Genomic DNA, 13,806 nt, shown 5'->3' on the forward strand with positions numbered 1-13,806 from the left:
CCGACACCTGAACCCACCCGCCTCAGCGCTGAGGTGGAGGGAGCCGCCGGGCGCTATCCTCCCTCACCACCCGCCGTCCTCGCCATGCCCCGCCTGCTGCTCGCCGCCCTCGCGCTCCTGCTCGTCCTCCCCGCCTCGGCGCAAGACTGGCCCGAGGCGGACCCCGCCGACGTGGAGTCGATCGACGCCATCCTCACGTCGGTCTACCACGTCATCTCCGGCCCGGCGGACGAGCCGCGCGACTGGGACCGGTTCCTGTCGATGATGCACCCCGAGGCACGACTCATGCCCACGGGCACGCGGCCGGACGGCACGACCTTCGTCCGCGTCATGACGGCCCGCGGCTATGCCGAAGCGGCCGGGCCCATCTTCCGCGACACGCCCATGTTCCAGGGCAAGGGCTTCTACGAGGTCGAGTCCGCCCGGCGCGTCGAGCGCTACGGGACCATCGCCCACGTCTGGAGCACCTACGAGAGCCGCCTCGACCCCGACGAGGCGCCGTTCGCCCGCGGCATCAACTCGTTCCAGCTGCTCTGGGACGGGACCCGCTGGCACGTCATGTCCATCTTCTGGCACCAGGAGACCGAGGACACGCCCATCCCCGCGCCCTACCTGCCCGAGGACTGACCGGTCCGCCACGACGCGCTCAGTCGGAGTCCAGGTCCTCGGAGTGAGGGATCTGGGCCGCGAAGAACAGGAGCGCGGCGCCGACGGCGAGCAGAAGCCACCCGAGGCCCCGCGCGGCCTCAGATGCCTCGGCCTGTCCCAGGAACGGCCCCGCGGGCATGAACGGGGCGCAGAGCAGCAGCAGCACGCCGAGGGCTGCCGGGGCGATGATGGCGCCGCGCACCCAGTCCCGGAGGCTCTGGCGGTCCGGCGGACCGAGGGTGTCGGCGATGTCCTCGAAGGGCACGACGCGGTCGTCCGGGGGCACGGGCGCCCGACCCCGTGCGAGGTCGCTGCCGCAGTCCGCGCAGGTGGTCGCCGAGGCCACGTACTCGACGCGGCAGTCGGGGCAATGCTGGGCGGCGCGGTGAGACACGGCGAGCGAGGATGGGGCAGCCCGGTACGGCCCACCGGGCCGGGCGTTTCGCACCGAATCCAGGGATGCGGGGCGTGCGTCGGGCTATCCTTTCCGCGCACGATTCCCTGCACAGACGAATGAGCCCGGACTCCTACGACGTGGTCGTGGTCGGCGGCGGCCACGCCGGGGCCGAGGCCGCGCACGCCGCCGCCCGCCTCGGCGCCCGCACGCTGCTCGTGTCGATGAACCTCGACACGCTCGGCGCGATGTCCTGCAACCCCGCCATCGGCGGCGTCGGCAAAGGCCAGATCGTGCGCGAGATCGACGCCCTCGGCGGCCTCATGGGCACCCTCGCCGACGCGACAGGCCTCCAGTTCCGGATGCTCAACACGAGCAAGGGGCCGGCCGTCTGGAGCCCGCGCTGCCAGTCCGACCGCGCGCAGTACGCCGCGGCCGTCCGCGCCGCGCTGGAGGACACGCCGGGGCTGCTCTTCCGCCAGGACATGGTCGTCGATCTCGTCACCCGCCCGGGGGCCGACGGCACGCCCGAGGTGGCCGGGGTCGTGACCCAGACCGGACTCGAGATCGCCGCGCGAGCCGTCATCCTGACCTCCGGCACCTTCCTCAACGGCACCATCCACCTCGGCGAGCAGCAGTTCGGGGGCGGACGCGCGGGCGCCCGCGCCGCCGTCGGCCTGAGCGCCGCGCTGGAGCGGCTGGGCCTGGAGCTGGGCCGCCTCAAGACCGGCACCCCGCCTCGCATCGACGGGCGCAGCATCGACTACGGCGTCTGCGAGGAGCAGCCGGGCGACGCCGACCCACGCCCGTTCTCACACCTCACCGACGCACTCCCCACCGAGCAGCGCTCGTGCTGGGTCACCTACACGTCGCCCGACGTCCACGACACGCTGCGAACCGGCTTCGAGCGCTCGCCCATGTTCATGGGCCGGATCGAGGGCCAGGGGCCGCGCTACTGCCCCTCCATCGAGGACAAGATCGACCGGTTCGCGGACCGCGACCGGCACCAGCTCTTCCTCGAACCGGAGGGCTGGGACACGCACGAGGTCTACGTCAACGGCTTCTCGACGAGCCTGCCCGAGGACGTGCAGACGGCCGCGCTGCGCCAGATCCCCGGCCTCGAACGCGCCCACGTCCTCCGGCCGGGCTACGCCATCGAGTACGACTACGCGCCGCCGTACCAGCTGCGCTACACGCTGGAGACGAAGGCCGTCGGCGGCCTCTTCCTCGCGGGCCAGATCAACGGGACGACGGGCTACGAGGAGGCCGCGGGGCAGGGGCTGCTGGCCGGGATCAACGCCGTCCGCGCGCTGGGCGGCTCCGACGGGCTCGTGCTGGGCCGCGACCAGGCCTACCTCGGCGTCCTCATCGACGACCTCGTCGCGAAGGGCACCGACGAGCCATACCGCATGTTCACCAGCCGCGCCGAGCACCGCCTGCTGCTGCGCCAGGACACCGCTGACCGCCGCCTGACGCGCCTCGGCCGCGACCTCGGGCTGGCGTCCGCCGAGCGCCTCGCGCGGCTGGAACAGAAGGAGGACGCCCTCGCCCGGACCCTCGCCGCGCTGCAGGCCACCAACGCCACGCCCGAGGCCGTCAACGGCTACCTCGACGCCGTCGGCACCGCGCCCCTCTCGGAGCCCACCCGGCTGGCGAAGCTGGCCCTGCGCCCGCAGGTGGACCTCGCGGCGATGCTCGACGCGACCGGCCAGCGCGGCCTCGTCGTGCCCGGACCGGGGATGGAGCGCACCGCCGAACTGGCGGCCATCGAGATCCGCTACGCCGGCTACGTCGAGCGCGAGCAGGCGCTCGTGGAGCAGATGCGGAGCCTGGAGCGCTGGCGCATCCCGTCGGGCTTCGACGTGGCGGCGGTGACGGCCATCTCGCACGAGGCCCGCCAGAAGCTGGCCCGCATCCGCCCGGACACGCTCGGGCAGGCCTCCCGCATCTCAGGCGTCAGCCCCGCCGACGTGCAGGCCTTGATGGTGCTCCTGAAGCGGTACCGCACCCCCAGCGGGGACGGGGCCGCTGCCGAGATCGTCGCGCCGTCGTGAGCCTCTGCGCGCCCATCGCCCGTAGATCGTGGAGCATGGGCTCTCACGCTCAGCCTTCCTCCATCGCACGCTCTCCTCGCCCCGCCTGATGATCTCCGACCTCCCTGTCGTCCTCGCCCCATCCCAGCGCGAGACCCTCGACGCCTACGTCGGCCAGATGGAGCGCGTCAACCAGCGCGTCAACCTCGTCGCGCGCCCGGCCGTCCGCGCGGATCTGGAGCGGCACGTCCGCCACTGCCTGACGCTGGCGACGCGGCCGTTCCCGGACGGCGCGGTCGTCGTGGACTGGGGCACCGGCGGTGGGCTGCCCGCCATCCCGCTCGCCATCGCCTTCCCGTCGATCCAGATGATGGCCGTCGACGCGGTCGGCAAGAAGACCGAGGCAGTGAAGCTGTTCGCGCGCCGCCTCGGCATCGAGAACGTGGACGTGTGGAACGGCCGCGCCGAGGCCTACGACGGACCCGCGCCGCACCTCTCGGTGAGCCGGGCGACTGCGCCCCTCGCGTCGCTCTGGGCGTGGCACACGCGCGTCCGCGCCCCGCTGGACGAGATCCCCGAAGGCGGCTGGCCCGCCGGGCTGGTCTGCCTCAAGGGCGGCGACCTCGGCAGCGAGATGGCCGACCTCGCCCGCCAGTTCCCCGAGGCCGTCGCGACGCACGCGCCGCTGACGGACCTGCTGGGCGAAGAGTGGGCCGACAAGGCCATCGTGACGGTCACGGACTGACGCCGCGCACGGTCACAGCCGGAAGCGGTAGGTCCCGTTGACTGACGCCACCCGGTTCTTGGCGGAGATGCTGGTGGTCTCCGTGTCGTAGAGCGAGGTCAGCCCGTGCGTGTACCGCAGGCCCACGTCGAACGGGCCCGCGCCGACGGTCAGCCCCAGCGAGGCGCCGAGGTCGGCCTTCCGGAGGGTCCCCGAGTCGTCGGCCTCCTCGCGATCGTCCTCTGCGTTGATCGTGTCGCAGGCCGACACCAGTTCGGCGTCGCCGTCGCAGTCGAGGTGGAAGCGCGTTCGGTAGGCGAACGACGGTCCGGCCTCCACGGCGACGTCCAGCGCGCTTCCGGTCGGGACGCGGACCGCGAGCAGCAGCGGGACCTCGACGTAGTCCATCTCTACCCGTTGGGTCCCCTGGAGCGCGACGGGTTCGCTGGATACGGGGTCGGTGGTCCTGATGTCGACCTCCAGGACGTAGCCTTTCTGCACGTACAGCACCTCGGGGCGGAACGACAGGGCCGGGGTCAGGGGCACGTCGGCGACGACACCCAGCGCGAGGCCGAGGCGGGGCTGCTGATCGATGCCCTCGGCGTCCTCGAAGCCGCTGTTTTCGCCGAAGTCGAGGTCAGAGACAGTGAGGCCGAGGCGGAGGCCAGCCGTCGGCTGGGCGCTGGCGGGAAGCACCAGCAGGGTGAGGAGGGCGAGCAGAGACAGGCGCATCGAGAGGGGAGGAGCGAGCCCTCAGGGTACCTCGCTCGTCGCTGCGACTTGTGGTCCGGCCGCACTAGATCGGACGGGCGGTATGGCACAAACGAACCGCGCCCGCCGGGTGGGATCGGCGGGCGCGGAAGCGGTGCGGCGGGGTGCGCGGACCGCCGCGCCGGGGGGACGGCCTAGTAGCGGCTCCGGCCCGTCATGCCGCCGAAGCGGTAGCCCAACGTCAGCGAGAGGGCGCCGTTGCGCGCGTCGTTCAGGCCACGGCCATCCTCGAACGCGTCCTGGAGTCCGGCCGTGTAGCGGACATCGACGCCGAACGGTCCGGACCAGAAGTCCGCGCCGACGGCGATGCCGACATCGGTCTTGAGGTCGCCGTCGTAATCGATGTCGAGCGCGGACGAGTTGTCGGAGCGGAACTCGGCCGCCAGCGGGACGCCGATGGACGGGCCTGCGTAGACGCCCGCGTCGGCGTAGGGGCTCACGGGAATCGCGACGCGCGCGAGAAGGGGGACTTCGAGGTAGTCGAGCCGATACGTGCCCGGATCGGTCACGAGGCCGTCTTCGGCGCCCTTCTGGCTGTAGAGGGCCTCGGCCTGAAGCGAGAGCGAGGGCGTCACGTCGTAGCGGATCCCCACGCCGCCGACGGCGCCGAGGCGGGGATCGAGGCCGTCTGTGCTGGTGCCTCCGTTCAGGAAGGCCGTGTTCAGACCACCCTTGAGCACGACGGTGGTCTGAGCGCTGGCGGGTGCGGCGAAGAAGGCGAGGGCGAGGAGCGCGGTCGAAAGAAGGGAGAGGCGCATGGATCTGGAGAGTGGTGGGGGACAGTGCGCGGTGCCCGGAGAGTCGGACACACGGGGCGCCTCTCAAGCCGCGGGCCAATCGCCGCAGGTCTCGCCTTCCTCGCGTCTTCGAGCCCGAAATCGAACGGTTTCTGCGAGTCTGGCGTTGACAAACGACTGTCACCCGTCCGATCCTGCGGACGCCCCTGCCCGCCGCCGTCGTCACCCCTTCCCGGACCGCCCCGGTCCTACTGGATGCCCCGCTCCGACCGCTCGCTCAACAAGACCGAACGCCTGTTCGCCCTCGTGCTGCTCCTGCAGAACCGGCCGAACATGACCTCCCGCGACCTCGCCGACCACTTCGGCGTCTCGCGGCGGACCATCTTCCGCGACCTCCGGACGCTGGGCGAGTCCGGGGTCCCGCTGACGTACGCCGAGGCAGGGGGCTACGAGATTCTGGAGGGCTACCAGTTGCCGCCGCTCATGTTCAGCGCGCGCGAGGCCGCCACGCTGCTCGTCGGCACGGGGTTCACCAAGCTCCAGCCCGACGCCAGCCTCCGCACCGACGCCGACGCGGTGGCCATGAAGATCCGCAACGTGCTGCCCGAGCCGGTCCGCGACTACATCGACCGTCTCCAGGAGCTGACCGTGCTGGCCCCGTTCAATGAGACCCAGGGGGGCGGCGGCGCCACCGAAGACGAGCAGGGCCTGTGGTTTGAGCTCTCGGAGGCGATGGCCCGCCAGCGCGTCGTCAAGATGACGTACTACGTGGCGAGCCGCGACGAGGAGACGGTCCGCGAGGTGGACCCGCTCGGGCTGGTCTACTACTCGGACCACTGGAACCTGATCGCCTACGACCACCTCCGGGACGACATCCGCAACTTCCGGCTGGACCAGATCAAGAAGCTCCGGACGCGCTTCGACACGTTCACGCCGCCGGCCGGGTTCGACCTCAAGGAGCACCTCCGCGAGCGCGGCACGAGCCCCGAGAACGTCCGCATGACGGTCCGCTTCCGGAACCGTGCGTGGCGCTGGGCCCGCCGCCAGGTGCCCGCGGACGTGGAACAGGAGCTGCCCGTCGGCGACGGCTGGACGGAGGTCACGTTCGAGTTCGAGAACCTCGCCTACGTCGCCAAGTGGCTGCTGCGGTACGGCACCGACGCGGAGGTGGTGGCCCCGGCCGCGCTGCGCACCGAGGTGGCCGAGCAGGCGCGGGCGGTCGCTGAGATGTACGGCGCCGTCCCGGCCTGAGCCGCCCCGCCTCGGTCGGGCGTCGGGGGAGGAGACAAACAGGACGCGGGCCCCGACCGTCTGGCCGAGGCCCGCTCAGGGCAAACGGTCGGGGGAGGCTAGAGGACCTCGAAGTCGGCGCGGGTGCCGACGGCCGTCTTGACGATGTTGGTCACGCTGACCTGCACGTCGCCGGGGCCGGAGGTCGTCTTGTGGTAGATGATGCCCTCGAACGTGGCCTCGTCGATGTCGGTCGAGATCTCGGCGTCGTCGTCGTTGGCGAAGAACACGCCCCGGTACTGCTTGCCCTCGAAGGTGTCGACGGGGAAGACGTAGCCCTGGCCTTCGATGCCGGCGAGCGTCGCGTCGTGGAGTTCGTAGAGCGCCAAATCAAACCTCGGTATGTGGGAGACAACGAGGCGAGCGCGCGTCCGCAGCCCGTCCGTCGGGGGAGGGCCGTGGGCGAGCGTCGCCGGTCTATCATCGTATGGTTCGACACACACCGGAGTTTCCCCCACGCCATGAATCAGCCGCCCCTCCTTCGCCTCCTCGCCGTTCTCGCCGTCGTCCTCGCCGGGTGTGCCTCTCCCGCGCCCGTGATGTCGTCCGGTGTCGCCGGGGTCCTGCCATCGCCGGACGCGGTCACGTTCACGGTGCTCCAGATGAACGACGTGTACGAGATCACGCCCGTCGAGGGCGGGCAGGCCGGAGGGCTGGCGCGCGTCGCCGGGCTGCGGGCGCAGCTGCTGGCGCAGGATCCGAACACGCTCACAGTCCTCGCGGGCGACTACCTGAGCCCGTCCGCGCTGGGTACGGCGCGCGTCGACGGCGAGCGGCTGGCGGGCAAGCAGATGGTGGCCGTCCTGAACGCGCTCGGGCTGGACGCCGCCGCACTCGGCAACCACGAGTTCGACGTGAGCGAGGAGGCATTCGCGGCGCGGATGGCCGAGTCCGACTTCGCGGTCATCTCGGCGAACGCGCTCCAGGCCGACGGCACGCCGTTCCCCAACGTCGCCAGGCGGGCGGTCCTGCCGGTCGTCGTGGCGCCCGGCGACACGGTGCGCGTGGGCTTGGCGAGCGTGGTGCTGCCGTCCACGGTGAAGGACTGGATCCACTACCTCGACGCCGACTCGACGCTGCGGGCCGAGGTCGCCCGCCTCGACGCCGAGACGGACGTGGTGCTGGCGCTCACCCACCAGGCCTTCGCCGACGACGCGACCGCGGCCGCCACGATCCCCGGCATCGACGCCGTGCTGGGTGGCCACGAGCACGAGAACGTCCGCGCGCTGCGTGGGCCCCGCATGGTGCCGGTGCTCAAGGCCGATGCCAACGCGCGGACCGTGTTCGTCCACCACGTCACGCTGGACCGCCGCTCGGGCGACGTGTCGCTGGAGTCGGAGCTGGTGTTCGTCACGCCCGACACGCCGGAGGACCCGGCGACCGCCGCCGTCGTGGCCGAGTGGGTCGAGGCGGCCTACGCAGGCTTCCGCGCCGACGGCTTCGAGCCCGAGAACGTGGTCGTGACCACCACGAGTCCGCTCGACGGGCGCGAGGGCACCGTCCGCACGCGGCCCGCCGACCTGGGCATCCTGATCGCGGAGGGCTTCCGCCAGGCGTCGGGCGCCGAGGTGGCGATCCTCAACGGTGGCTCGATCCGCATCGACGACGTGATCTCGGCCGGGCCGTTCACCGAGTACGACGCCATCCGCGTGCTGCCGTTCGGCGGCGAGGTGCTGAGCGTCCAGATGACGGGCGCCACGCTCGTCCGCGCGCTCGACCAGGGCCTCGCCAACGCGGGCACGGGCGGCTACCTCCAGACGGCGGGCCTCGCCCGTACCGCCGACGGTACCTGGACCGCGGGCGGAACCCCCATCGACCCGGCGCGGACCTACCTCGTGGGTGTCAACGACTTCCTGGTGTCGGGCCGCGAGTCCGGGCTGGGCTTCCTCGACGTGTCCGGCCCCGACCTCACCGAGGTGGGCCGCCACGGGGATGTCCGGCGGGCCCTCATCGACGCGCTGCTGCGGGCCTACGAGTAGCTCACTGGCAGGGGCGCGAGTCCTGGTAGATCGCCCGCAGCTTGATCTCGAACTCGACGACCGAGCAGGCCGGGATGCCGACCAGTCCCTCGGCCAGGGGCGGGTTCTCGAAGTTGCCGTACCCGATCGACCGGTCGGGAGGGACGGTCACGAGGCGCGTCTCGCCGACGCGCTGCCCCGCCATGCCCAACACGAACCCCGTCACGACGCCCTGGAGGCCGTTCGGGAAGAAGAACGCCCGGTCGGTCCCTCGCGCGAAGACGCTATCGTCCACCGCGCGACGCCCGACGTAGTCGATGCTGACACAGTCGCCCGACGCGACGGCCGTGCCCAGCTCCGTGCCCTCGGGCGAGATGTTCTCGAAGGAGAATGGGGTGGTGACGTCGCAGTTGCCGGTGCCGTCGCAGCCGGAGAGCGTGGGCGCGGCGGCGACCAGCGCGAGGAAGCCGAGCAGGATCGGCAGGGGGAGGAAGCGGGACAGTCGCATGGGCCGGGGGGAAGCGACTCGCAAGCTAGAGGCCTCGCCTGCGCCGTCTGCGGCCGGGACGCCTTTTCACCCCGTCTGGGCCGTGCCGTCGCCCGTCGCGGGGCCGTCTGCCTCGGCCTCGACGCCGAGGGCCTCGGGGTCGAGGCGGTCGAGGAGCGCCTGGAGCGTCTCGAAGCCGAGCCGCTCGCGGGCCTCTGCCCACGGCACCCAGGCGACGGCCTCGATGCCCTCGCGCGTCTCGGGCTTGAAGCGCGTCGCCGTCGTCGTCATGGCGAACCAGTGGGTGGTCTTGATGGCGTAGACGTCCCTCCGCGCCCACGGGTAGCCGTGGACGGTCGTCCCGAGGTCGGCGGTGATCGTGACCCTCTTCTTCTTGATGCCGACCTCCTCGGCCACCTCGCGGCGGGCCGTCTTGCGGTGGCTCTCGCCGGGGTCCTGCTTGCCCTTCGGCAGGTCCCACGCGCCGCGGCGGAAGATCATCAGCACCTCTGGCCCGTCGGCGCCGGGGCGGACGACGACGCCGCCGGCCGCCACCACAGGCGCCGGGCGCCAGAGGTCGCCGTCGAGGTCCACGTTGAGGACGGCCTCGCGGGCGACGTGGGCCGTCGTCGGCGGGTCGCCGTGGAGGGTGAGGCGGGCGGCGTCGAGCACGAGGACGCGGCCGAGGTGGCCGTCGGGCGCGACCGCCGCCGCCTCGGCGTCCTCCAGGGCGCGGTACAGGCGGAACGGCTCGCCGTCGGCGTGCCAGCCCTCTGCGGGGACGGGGTCGTGGTCGCGGACGAACGTCGGGAGGAAGAGCAGCACGGGACCGGGGGGAGACGAGGACAGTAAGATCGTCGCCGATCCGCGTCTCTACCGCATCCCTCGCCCTCGCTCTCTCCATGGCCTACGACGTCGACCTTCTCGTGCTCGGCGGCGGTGCCGCTGGCCTCACCGCTGCGGGCACCGCCGCCAACCTCGGCGCCAAGACGATGATGGTCGAGCGCGACCGCCTCGGCGGCGACTGCACGTGGACCGGCTGCGTGCCGTCCAAGACGCTTCTCCACCATGCCGACCTCCGCGCCGCTGCGGTGGCTGCGGGCGCCGACCCCGGGCCGGTCGACTTCGCCGCCGTCATCGGGGACGTCCACACGACGCGCGAGGAGGTCTACCACGACGCCGACCGGCCGGAGATCTTCGAGGGCTTCGGCATCGAGGTGGTCTCGGGCGACGCCGCCTTCACCGGTCCGCACGCGGCCCGCATCGAGACCGCCGACGGGGCGCGCGACGTGACGTTCCGGATGGCGATCATCGCGACGGGAGGCCGGGCGGCCCCGCCGCCGATCCCGGGCCTGGACGCGACGCCGCACCTCACCAACGAGAGACTGTTCGAGATCACCGAACTGCCGCGCCACCTCGTCATCGTCGGCGCCGGGCCCATCGGGTGCGAGATGGGACAGGCCTTCCGCCGCCTCGGCTCCGAGGTCACCATCATCGACCGGGCCGACCGCCCGCTCGGCAAGGACGACGCCGACCACGGGCGGATGCTCCAGGGCGTCCTCGAAGACGAGGGCGTCCGTTTTCGCATGGGCGCCGATATCGAGCGAGTCGAGGGCACTGAGGGCGCGGTCACCGTCCACATCTCCGCCGACGGCGCCACCGAGGCGGTCGAGGGCGACGTGCTCCTCATCGCGACCGGCCGCAAACCCAACATCGAGGGGCTGGGGCTGGAGGCGGCGGGCGTGGCCTTCACCGAGCGCGGCGTCACCGTGAACGACCAGTGCCGGACCTCGCAGCGCCACATCTGGGCCGCGGGCGACTGCACCGGCGAGTACGCGCTCACCCACATGAGCGAGCACATGGCCAAGCAGGCGGCCACCCACGCCATCCTCAAGATCCCGGCGCCCATCGACCGGAAGGGCCTCGCCTGGACCACCTTCACCACGCCCGAGGTGGCCCAACTCGGGCCGACGGAGGACGACCTGCGTGAGCAGGGGACGAGCTTCGTGACCTACCGCTTCCCCTACACCAAGGTGGACCGCGCCGTAACCGAGCACGCGACCGTCGGCAGCATCAAGGTCCACGCGACGAGGTGGACCGGCAAGATCCTCGGCGCGAGCGTCATCGGGGAGCGCGCCGGCGAGCTGATCGGCATGCTGGCGGTCGCGAAGAAGGGCGGCGTGCCGCTGCGGACGGTCTCGGACACCATCATCCCGTACCCGACCTACGCGTTGGGGGCCCGGCGCGCGGCCGACCAGTACTACATCCAGAAGCAGTTCCCGAAGGCCATCGACCTCGTCAAGCGGGTCTTCGGCTACCGCGGCCTCACGCCGCCGCCGCCCGACCCCGACCGCGTGCTGTGAGCTACCCGCCGAAGAGCAGGTCGAACACGTTGGCCGTCCCGCCCTTCTCGCCGAGCACGCTCGCGTCGTAGAACTCGGTGTAGCCGCACCACTCGCATGTCGCGGCGAGGTAGCGGTTGTGCTGGAAGTTGAACATCCGCGACAGCGTCCCCCCGGACATCGAGACCGTCTTGACGGCCGCACCCTTGTTGCTGCACTTCGGGCAGACGAACCGGAATTCGAGTTTGGAGCGGGGGGTGAGCATGGCGGTCGCGCAGATCCTCTCCGGCATCGGCAGATCCACGGCCGGGCTATAGGTGCCCGGCGGCCTCTCGGGTCACTCCACTGCGAACGAGAGGTCGTCGGCCCAGAAGACGGTCGGCGGCGGTGGGTCCACGTTCGGGGCGAAGGGGCCCGCGGGGTAGACGATGCCGCTGTAGACCTCCGGCCCCCAGTCCTGGATCTCGACCCGGCCGATCCCGACCTCCTGCGTCTCGTACCCGTCCGGGTTGCTGCTCACGATCTCGACCCTCCCGCGGACGGATTGGGGCAGGGTGTTCTCGTGCGCGGTCTGGAACGTAAAGCGAACCGTCTGCGAGCACTCGTCGCCGCAGAGGGTCCGCTGGTCGACCGAGACGCTCGTGCCTGTCCGGCCCAAGAACCCCGAGCCCTCCCACCCGGCGGCCCCGAGCGGCGGGTTGGGGACCGCCGCGTCCGCCTCGGTGATCGCGGGGCCGGTGTAGCGGACGATGACCGCATCGGTGCCGACGGTGTCGCACGCGGCGAGAGTGAGAAGGAGCAGGGCGAGAGGCAGAGCGCGCATCGGAGGCGTGGACGAGAAGGGGGCAGGATGGGCGCGCGGGGGAGGGGCGGGCAAGGCCGAAGGGGAGGCCCCGAGCGTCGGTTCGTGTGTTTTAGACGACCGGAAGCGCTACCATCCTCCTGTTCCGTTGACGGATGGGCCGCGCCGCGCCTATCCTCTGCCATCCGCTCTGACTTCGTGTTGATGCCCCTCGCCTCCCTCCGACGTCCCCGACGCCGACCGGCCCTCACCGGCCAGGGAGACGAGGCATAGACGGACGGCACCGCTCCCACCCCAGCGGATCAGCCCTCTCCGACGCCGACTCTTCCCAGAGTCGGCGTTTTTTTTGGTCTCCCCCTCCCATGCCCGATCCCATCGCCCTCGCCTTCTCCGGCGGCCTCGACACCTCCTTCTGCGTCCCGTACCTCCGCGAGGAGACGGGCCGCGAGATCCAGACCGTGACCGTCGACACGGGCGGCTTCGACGAGGCCGAGAAGGCGGCCATCGCGGCGCGCTCCGAAGAGCTGGGCGCCGCCGGTCACCAGATGGTGGACGCCCGGCGCGACCTCTGGGACCGCGTCCTCCAGTACCTCGTCAAGGGCAACGTGCTGCGCGGGGGCGTCTACCCGCTGTGCGTCGGGCCGGAGCGCGTGGTGCAGGCCGCGGCGCTGGCGACGGCGGCGCGTGACCTCGGCGCCACGGCCGTCGCCCACGGATCGACCGGCGCAGGCAACGACCAGATCCGCTTCGACGCCGCCCTCCGTCTGCTGGCCGATGCGGGCGACGGCGGTCCGCTGGAGATCTTGACGCCCATTCGCGCCCTCGAACTGTCGCGGGAGGCGTCCACGACCTACCTGCAGGAGCGCGGCTTCGCCGTCGAGGCCAAGACCACCGAGTACTCGGTCAACCGGGGCCTGTGGGGGACCACCATCGGCGGCAAGGAGACGCACGACACCGACGGCGTCCTGCCCGAGGCGGCGTGGCCCGACACGATCGCGCCGGCCGACGCGCCCGACCAGCCGCACCGCTTCCTGATCCGCTTCGAGGCGGGCGTGCCGGTGGCCGTGGCGGGCGAGGCCCTCGACCCGGTGACGTTGGTCGAGACGCTCAACCGCGACGGCGCGGCGCACGGCGTCGGGCGGGGCATCCACGTGGGCGACACGATCCTGGGCATCAAGGGCCGGATCGCGTTCGAGGCGCCGGGCGCGCTGACGCTCCTGGCCGCCCACCGCGAGCTGGAGAAGCTGGTGCTGACGCAGCTCCAACTCGTTCACAAGGCCAGCCTGGGCGACCTGTACGGGCGGCTCGTCCACGAGGGCCTGTTCTTCGACCCTGTCTGCCGCGACATCGAGGCGTTCCTCGACAGCAGCCAGCAGCGCGTCACGGGCGACGTGACCGTGGAGTGGTTCAAGGGAAGCATCCGTGTGCTCGGCGCCACGTCGCCGCACTCGCTCTTCGACGCCGGGGTCGCCCGCTACGGCGAGGACAACGCCCTGTGGTCCGGCCGCGACGCCGAGGGCTTCGCCCAGATCTACGGGCTGCAGGCCCGCCTCGCCGCCCGCGCGGGCGCGTAATGAGTACAGGGTGAGGGGAGAACCCTTCACTCCTCACTCCTCTCCA

At 71.8% G+C, this 13,806-nt stretch carries 15 protein-coding genes; 7 read left to right on the forward strand and 8 right to left on the reverse strand.

Annotated features, from left to right (window positions below; translation table 11 throughout):
• Nucleotides 1–84: 84 nt before the first annotated feature.
• Entirely contained in the window at nt 85–627 is a 543-nt protein-coding gene (locus tag B1759_RS10620) for a hypothetical protein (protein WP_198948814.1), read from the forward strand.
• Between the two features lie 19 nt (nt 628–646).
• On the opposite strand, the gene B1759_RS10625 is transcribed toward B1759_RS10620, so the two are convergent.
• Nucleotides 647–1,042: a hypothetical protein gene (locus tag B1759_RS10625; RefSeq protein WP_143537339.1), complete on the reverse strand. Its 396-nt coding sequence runs from the start codon at nt 1,040–1,042 to the stop codon at nt 647–649.
• Nucleotides 1,043–1,161: 119 nt separating this feature from the next.
• On the opposite strand from B1759_RS10625, the gene mnmG reads away from it, so the two are divergent.
• Nucleotides 1,162–3,096, forward strand: a complete 1,935-nt coding sequence (gene mnmG, locus B1759_RS10630; RefSeq protein ID WP_095514982.1) for a tRNA uridine-5-carboxymethylaminomethyl(34) synthesis enzyme MnmG — start codon at nt 1,162–1,164, stop codon at nt 3,094–3,096.
• A gap of 88 nt (nt 3,097–3,184) precedes the next feature.
• The gene (locus B1759_RS10635; protein WP_095514983.1) at nt 3,185–3,820 is read left to right on the forward strand and encodes a 16S rRNA (guanine(527)-N(7))-methyltransferase RsmG; all 636 of its coding nucleotides are present in this window, start codon (nt 3,185–3,187) and stop codon (nt 3,818–3,820) included.
• Between the two features lie 12 nt (nt 3,821–3,832).
• Here the strand turns inward: B1759_RS10635 and B1759_RS10640 are convergent, their stop codons facing one another.
• The gene (locus B1759_RS10640; RefSeq protein ID WP_095514984.1) at nt 3,833–4,531 is read right to left on the reverse strand and encodes a porin family protein; all 699 of its coding nucleotides are present in this window, start codon (nt 4,529–4,531) and stop codon (nt 3,833–3,835) included.
• Between the two features lie 173 nt (nt 4,532–4,704).
• Nucleotides 4,705–5,328, reverse strand: coding sequence for a porin family protein (locus B1759_RS10645; RefSeq protein WP_095514985.1), 624 nt, complete (start codon nt 5,326–5,328; stop codon nt 4,705–4,707).
• 234 nt (nt 5,329–5,562) lie between these two features.
• On the opposite strand from B1759_RS10645, the gene B1759_RS10650 reads away from it, so the two are divergent.
• Nucleotides 5,563–6,558: a YafY family protein gene (locus B1759_RS10650; RefSeq protein WP_095514986.1), complete on the forward strand. Its 996-nt coding sequence runs from the start codon at nt 5,563–5,565 to the stop codon at nt 6,556–6,558.
• A gap of 98 nt (nt 6,559–6,656) precedes the next feature.
• Here B1759_RS10650 and B1759_RS10655 read toward each other — a convergent pair whose 3' ends face one another.
• Nucleotides 6,657–6,926 (reverse strand): hypothetical protein, encoded by a 270-nt coding sequence (locus B1759_RS10655; RefSeq protein ID WP_095514987.1) that lies wholly within the window; start codon nt 6,924–6,926, stop codon nt 6,657–6,659.
• 132 nt (nt 6,927–7,058) lie between these two features.
• Between B1759_RS10655 and B1759_RS10660 the strand changes: the two genes are divergently transcribed.
• The gene (locus tag B1759_RS10660) at nt 7,059–8,576 is read left to right on the forward strand and encodes a bifunctional UDP-sugar hydrolase/5'-nucleotidase (protein ID WP_095514988.1); all 1,518 of its coding nucleotides are present in this window, start codon (nt 7,059–7,061) and stop codon (nt 8,574–8,576) included.
• A gap of 1 nt (nt 8,577) precedes the next feature.
• Here B1759_RS10660 and B1759_RS10665 read toward each other — a convergent pair whose 3' ends face one another.
• Nucleotides 8,578–9,063 carry an FKBP-type peptidyl-prolyl cis-trans isomerase gene (locus tag B1759_RS10665; protein ID WP_095514989.1) on the reverse strand — a complete coding sequence of 162 codons (486 nt, stop codon included), beginning with the start codon at nt 9,061–9,063 and terminating at the stop codon, nt 8,578–8,580.
• A 66-nt stretch (nt 9,064–9,129) separates the two neighbouring features.
• A complete protein-coding gene (locus B1759_RS10670; protein WP_158225212.1) occupies nt 9,130–9,867 on the reverse strand; it encodes an NUDIX hydrolase in 738 nt (245 codons plus the stop codon).
• A 77-nt stretch (nt 9,868–9,944) separates the two neighbouring features.
• On the opposite strand from B1759_RS10670, the gene B1759_RS10675 reads away from it, so the two are divergent.
• A complete protein-coding gene (locus B1759_RS10675; RefSeq protein WP_095514991.1) occupies nt 9,945–11,405 on the forward strand; it encodes an NAD(P)/FAD-dependent oxidoreductase in 1,461 nt (486 codons plus the stop codon).
• A 1-nt stretch (nt 11,406) separates the two neighbouring features.
• On the opposite strand, the gene B1759_RS10680 is transcribed toward B1759_RS10675, so the two are convergent.
• Together B1759_RS10680 and B1759_RS19700 are read right to left on the reverse strand one after the other, a co-directional pair.
• Nucleotides 11,407–11,649, reverse strand: coding sequence for a zinc ribbon domain-containing protein (locus tag B1759_RS10680; RefSeq protein WP_095515106.1), 243 nt, complete (start codon nt 11,647–11,649; stop codon nt 11,407–11,409).
• A gap of 72 nt (nt 11,650–11,721) precedes the next feature.
• The gene (locus B1759_RS19700; protein ID WP_095514992.1) at nt 11,722–12,207 is read right to left on the reverse strand and encodes a hypothetical protein; all 486 of its coding nucleotides are present in this window, start codon (nt 12,205–12,207) and stop codon (nt 11,722–11,724) included.
• 341 nt (nt 12,208–12,548) lie between these two features.
• Between B1759_RS19700 and argG the strand changes: the two genes are divergently transcribed.
• Nucleotides 12,549–13,760 carry an argininosuccinate synthase gene (gene argG / locus B1759_RS10690; protein WP_095514993.1) on the forward strand — a complete coding sequence of 404 codons (1,212 nt, stop codon included), beginning with the start codon at nt 12,549–12,551 and terminating at the stop codon, nt 13,758–13,760.
• Nucleotides 13,761–13,806: the final 46 nt, after the last annotated feature.

The sequence above is a fragment of the Rubrivirga sp. SAORIC476 genome (assembly GCF_002283555.1).
In the GTDB taxonomy this organism is placed as follows: domain Bacteria; phylum Bacteroidota; class Rhodothermia; order Rhodothermales; family Rubricoccaceae; genus Rubrivirga.

Excerpts from the sequence above, each read along its gene's own strand:
- B1759_RS10620 (WP_198948814.1), top strand. The coding sequence starts at position 85 with ATGCCCCGCCTGCTGCTCGCCGCCCTCGCGCTCCTGCTCGTCCTCCCC.
- mnmG (WP_095514982.1), top strand. The coding sequence starts at position 1,162 with ATGAGCCCGGACTCCTACGACGTGGTCGTGGTCGGCGGCGGCCACGCC.
- B1759_RS10635 (WP_095514983.1), top strand. The coding sequence starts at position 3,185 with ATGATCTCCGACCTCCCTGTCGTCCTCGCCCCATCCCAGCGCGAGACC.
- B1759_RS10640 (WP_095514984.1), bottom strand. The coding sequence starts at position 4,531 with ATGCGCCTGTCTCTGCTCGCCCTCCTCACCCTGCTGGTGCTTCCCGCC.
- B1759_RS10645 (WP_095514985.1), bottom strand. The coding sequence starts at position 5,328 with ATGCGCCTCTCCCTTCTTTCGACCGCGCTCCTCGCCCTCGCCTTCTTC.
- B1759_RS10650 (WP_095514986.1), top strand. The coding sequence starts at position 5,563 with ATGCCCCGCTCCGACCGCTCGCTCAACAAGACCGAACGCCTGTTCGCC.
- B1759_RS10660 (WP_095514988.1), top strand. The coding sequence starts at position 7,059 with ATGAATCAGCCGCCCCTCCTTCGCCTCCTCGCCGTTCTCGCCGTCGTC.
- B1759_RS10665 (WP_095514989.1), bottom strand. The coding sequence starts at position 9,063 with ATGCGACTGTCCCGCTTCCTCCCCCTGCCGATCCTGCTCGGCTTCCTC.
- B1759_RS10675 (WP_095514991.1), top strand. The coding sequence starts at position 9,945 with ATGGCCTACGACGTCGACCTTCTCGTGCTCGGCGGCGGTGCCGCTGGC.
- B1759_RS10680 (WP_095515106.1), bottom strand. The coding sequence starts at position 11,649 with ATGCTCACCCCCCGCTCCAAACTCGAATTCCGGTTCGTCTGCCCGAAG.
- B1759_RS19700 (WP_095514992.1), bottom strand. The coding sequence starts at position 12,207 with ATGCGCGCTCTGCCTCTCGCCCTGCTCCTTCTCACTCTCGCCGCGTGC.
- argG (WP_095514993.1), top strand. The coding sequence starts at position 12,549 with ATGCCCGATCCCATCGCCCTCGCCTTCTCCGGCGGCCTCGACACCTCC.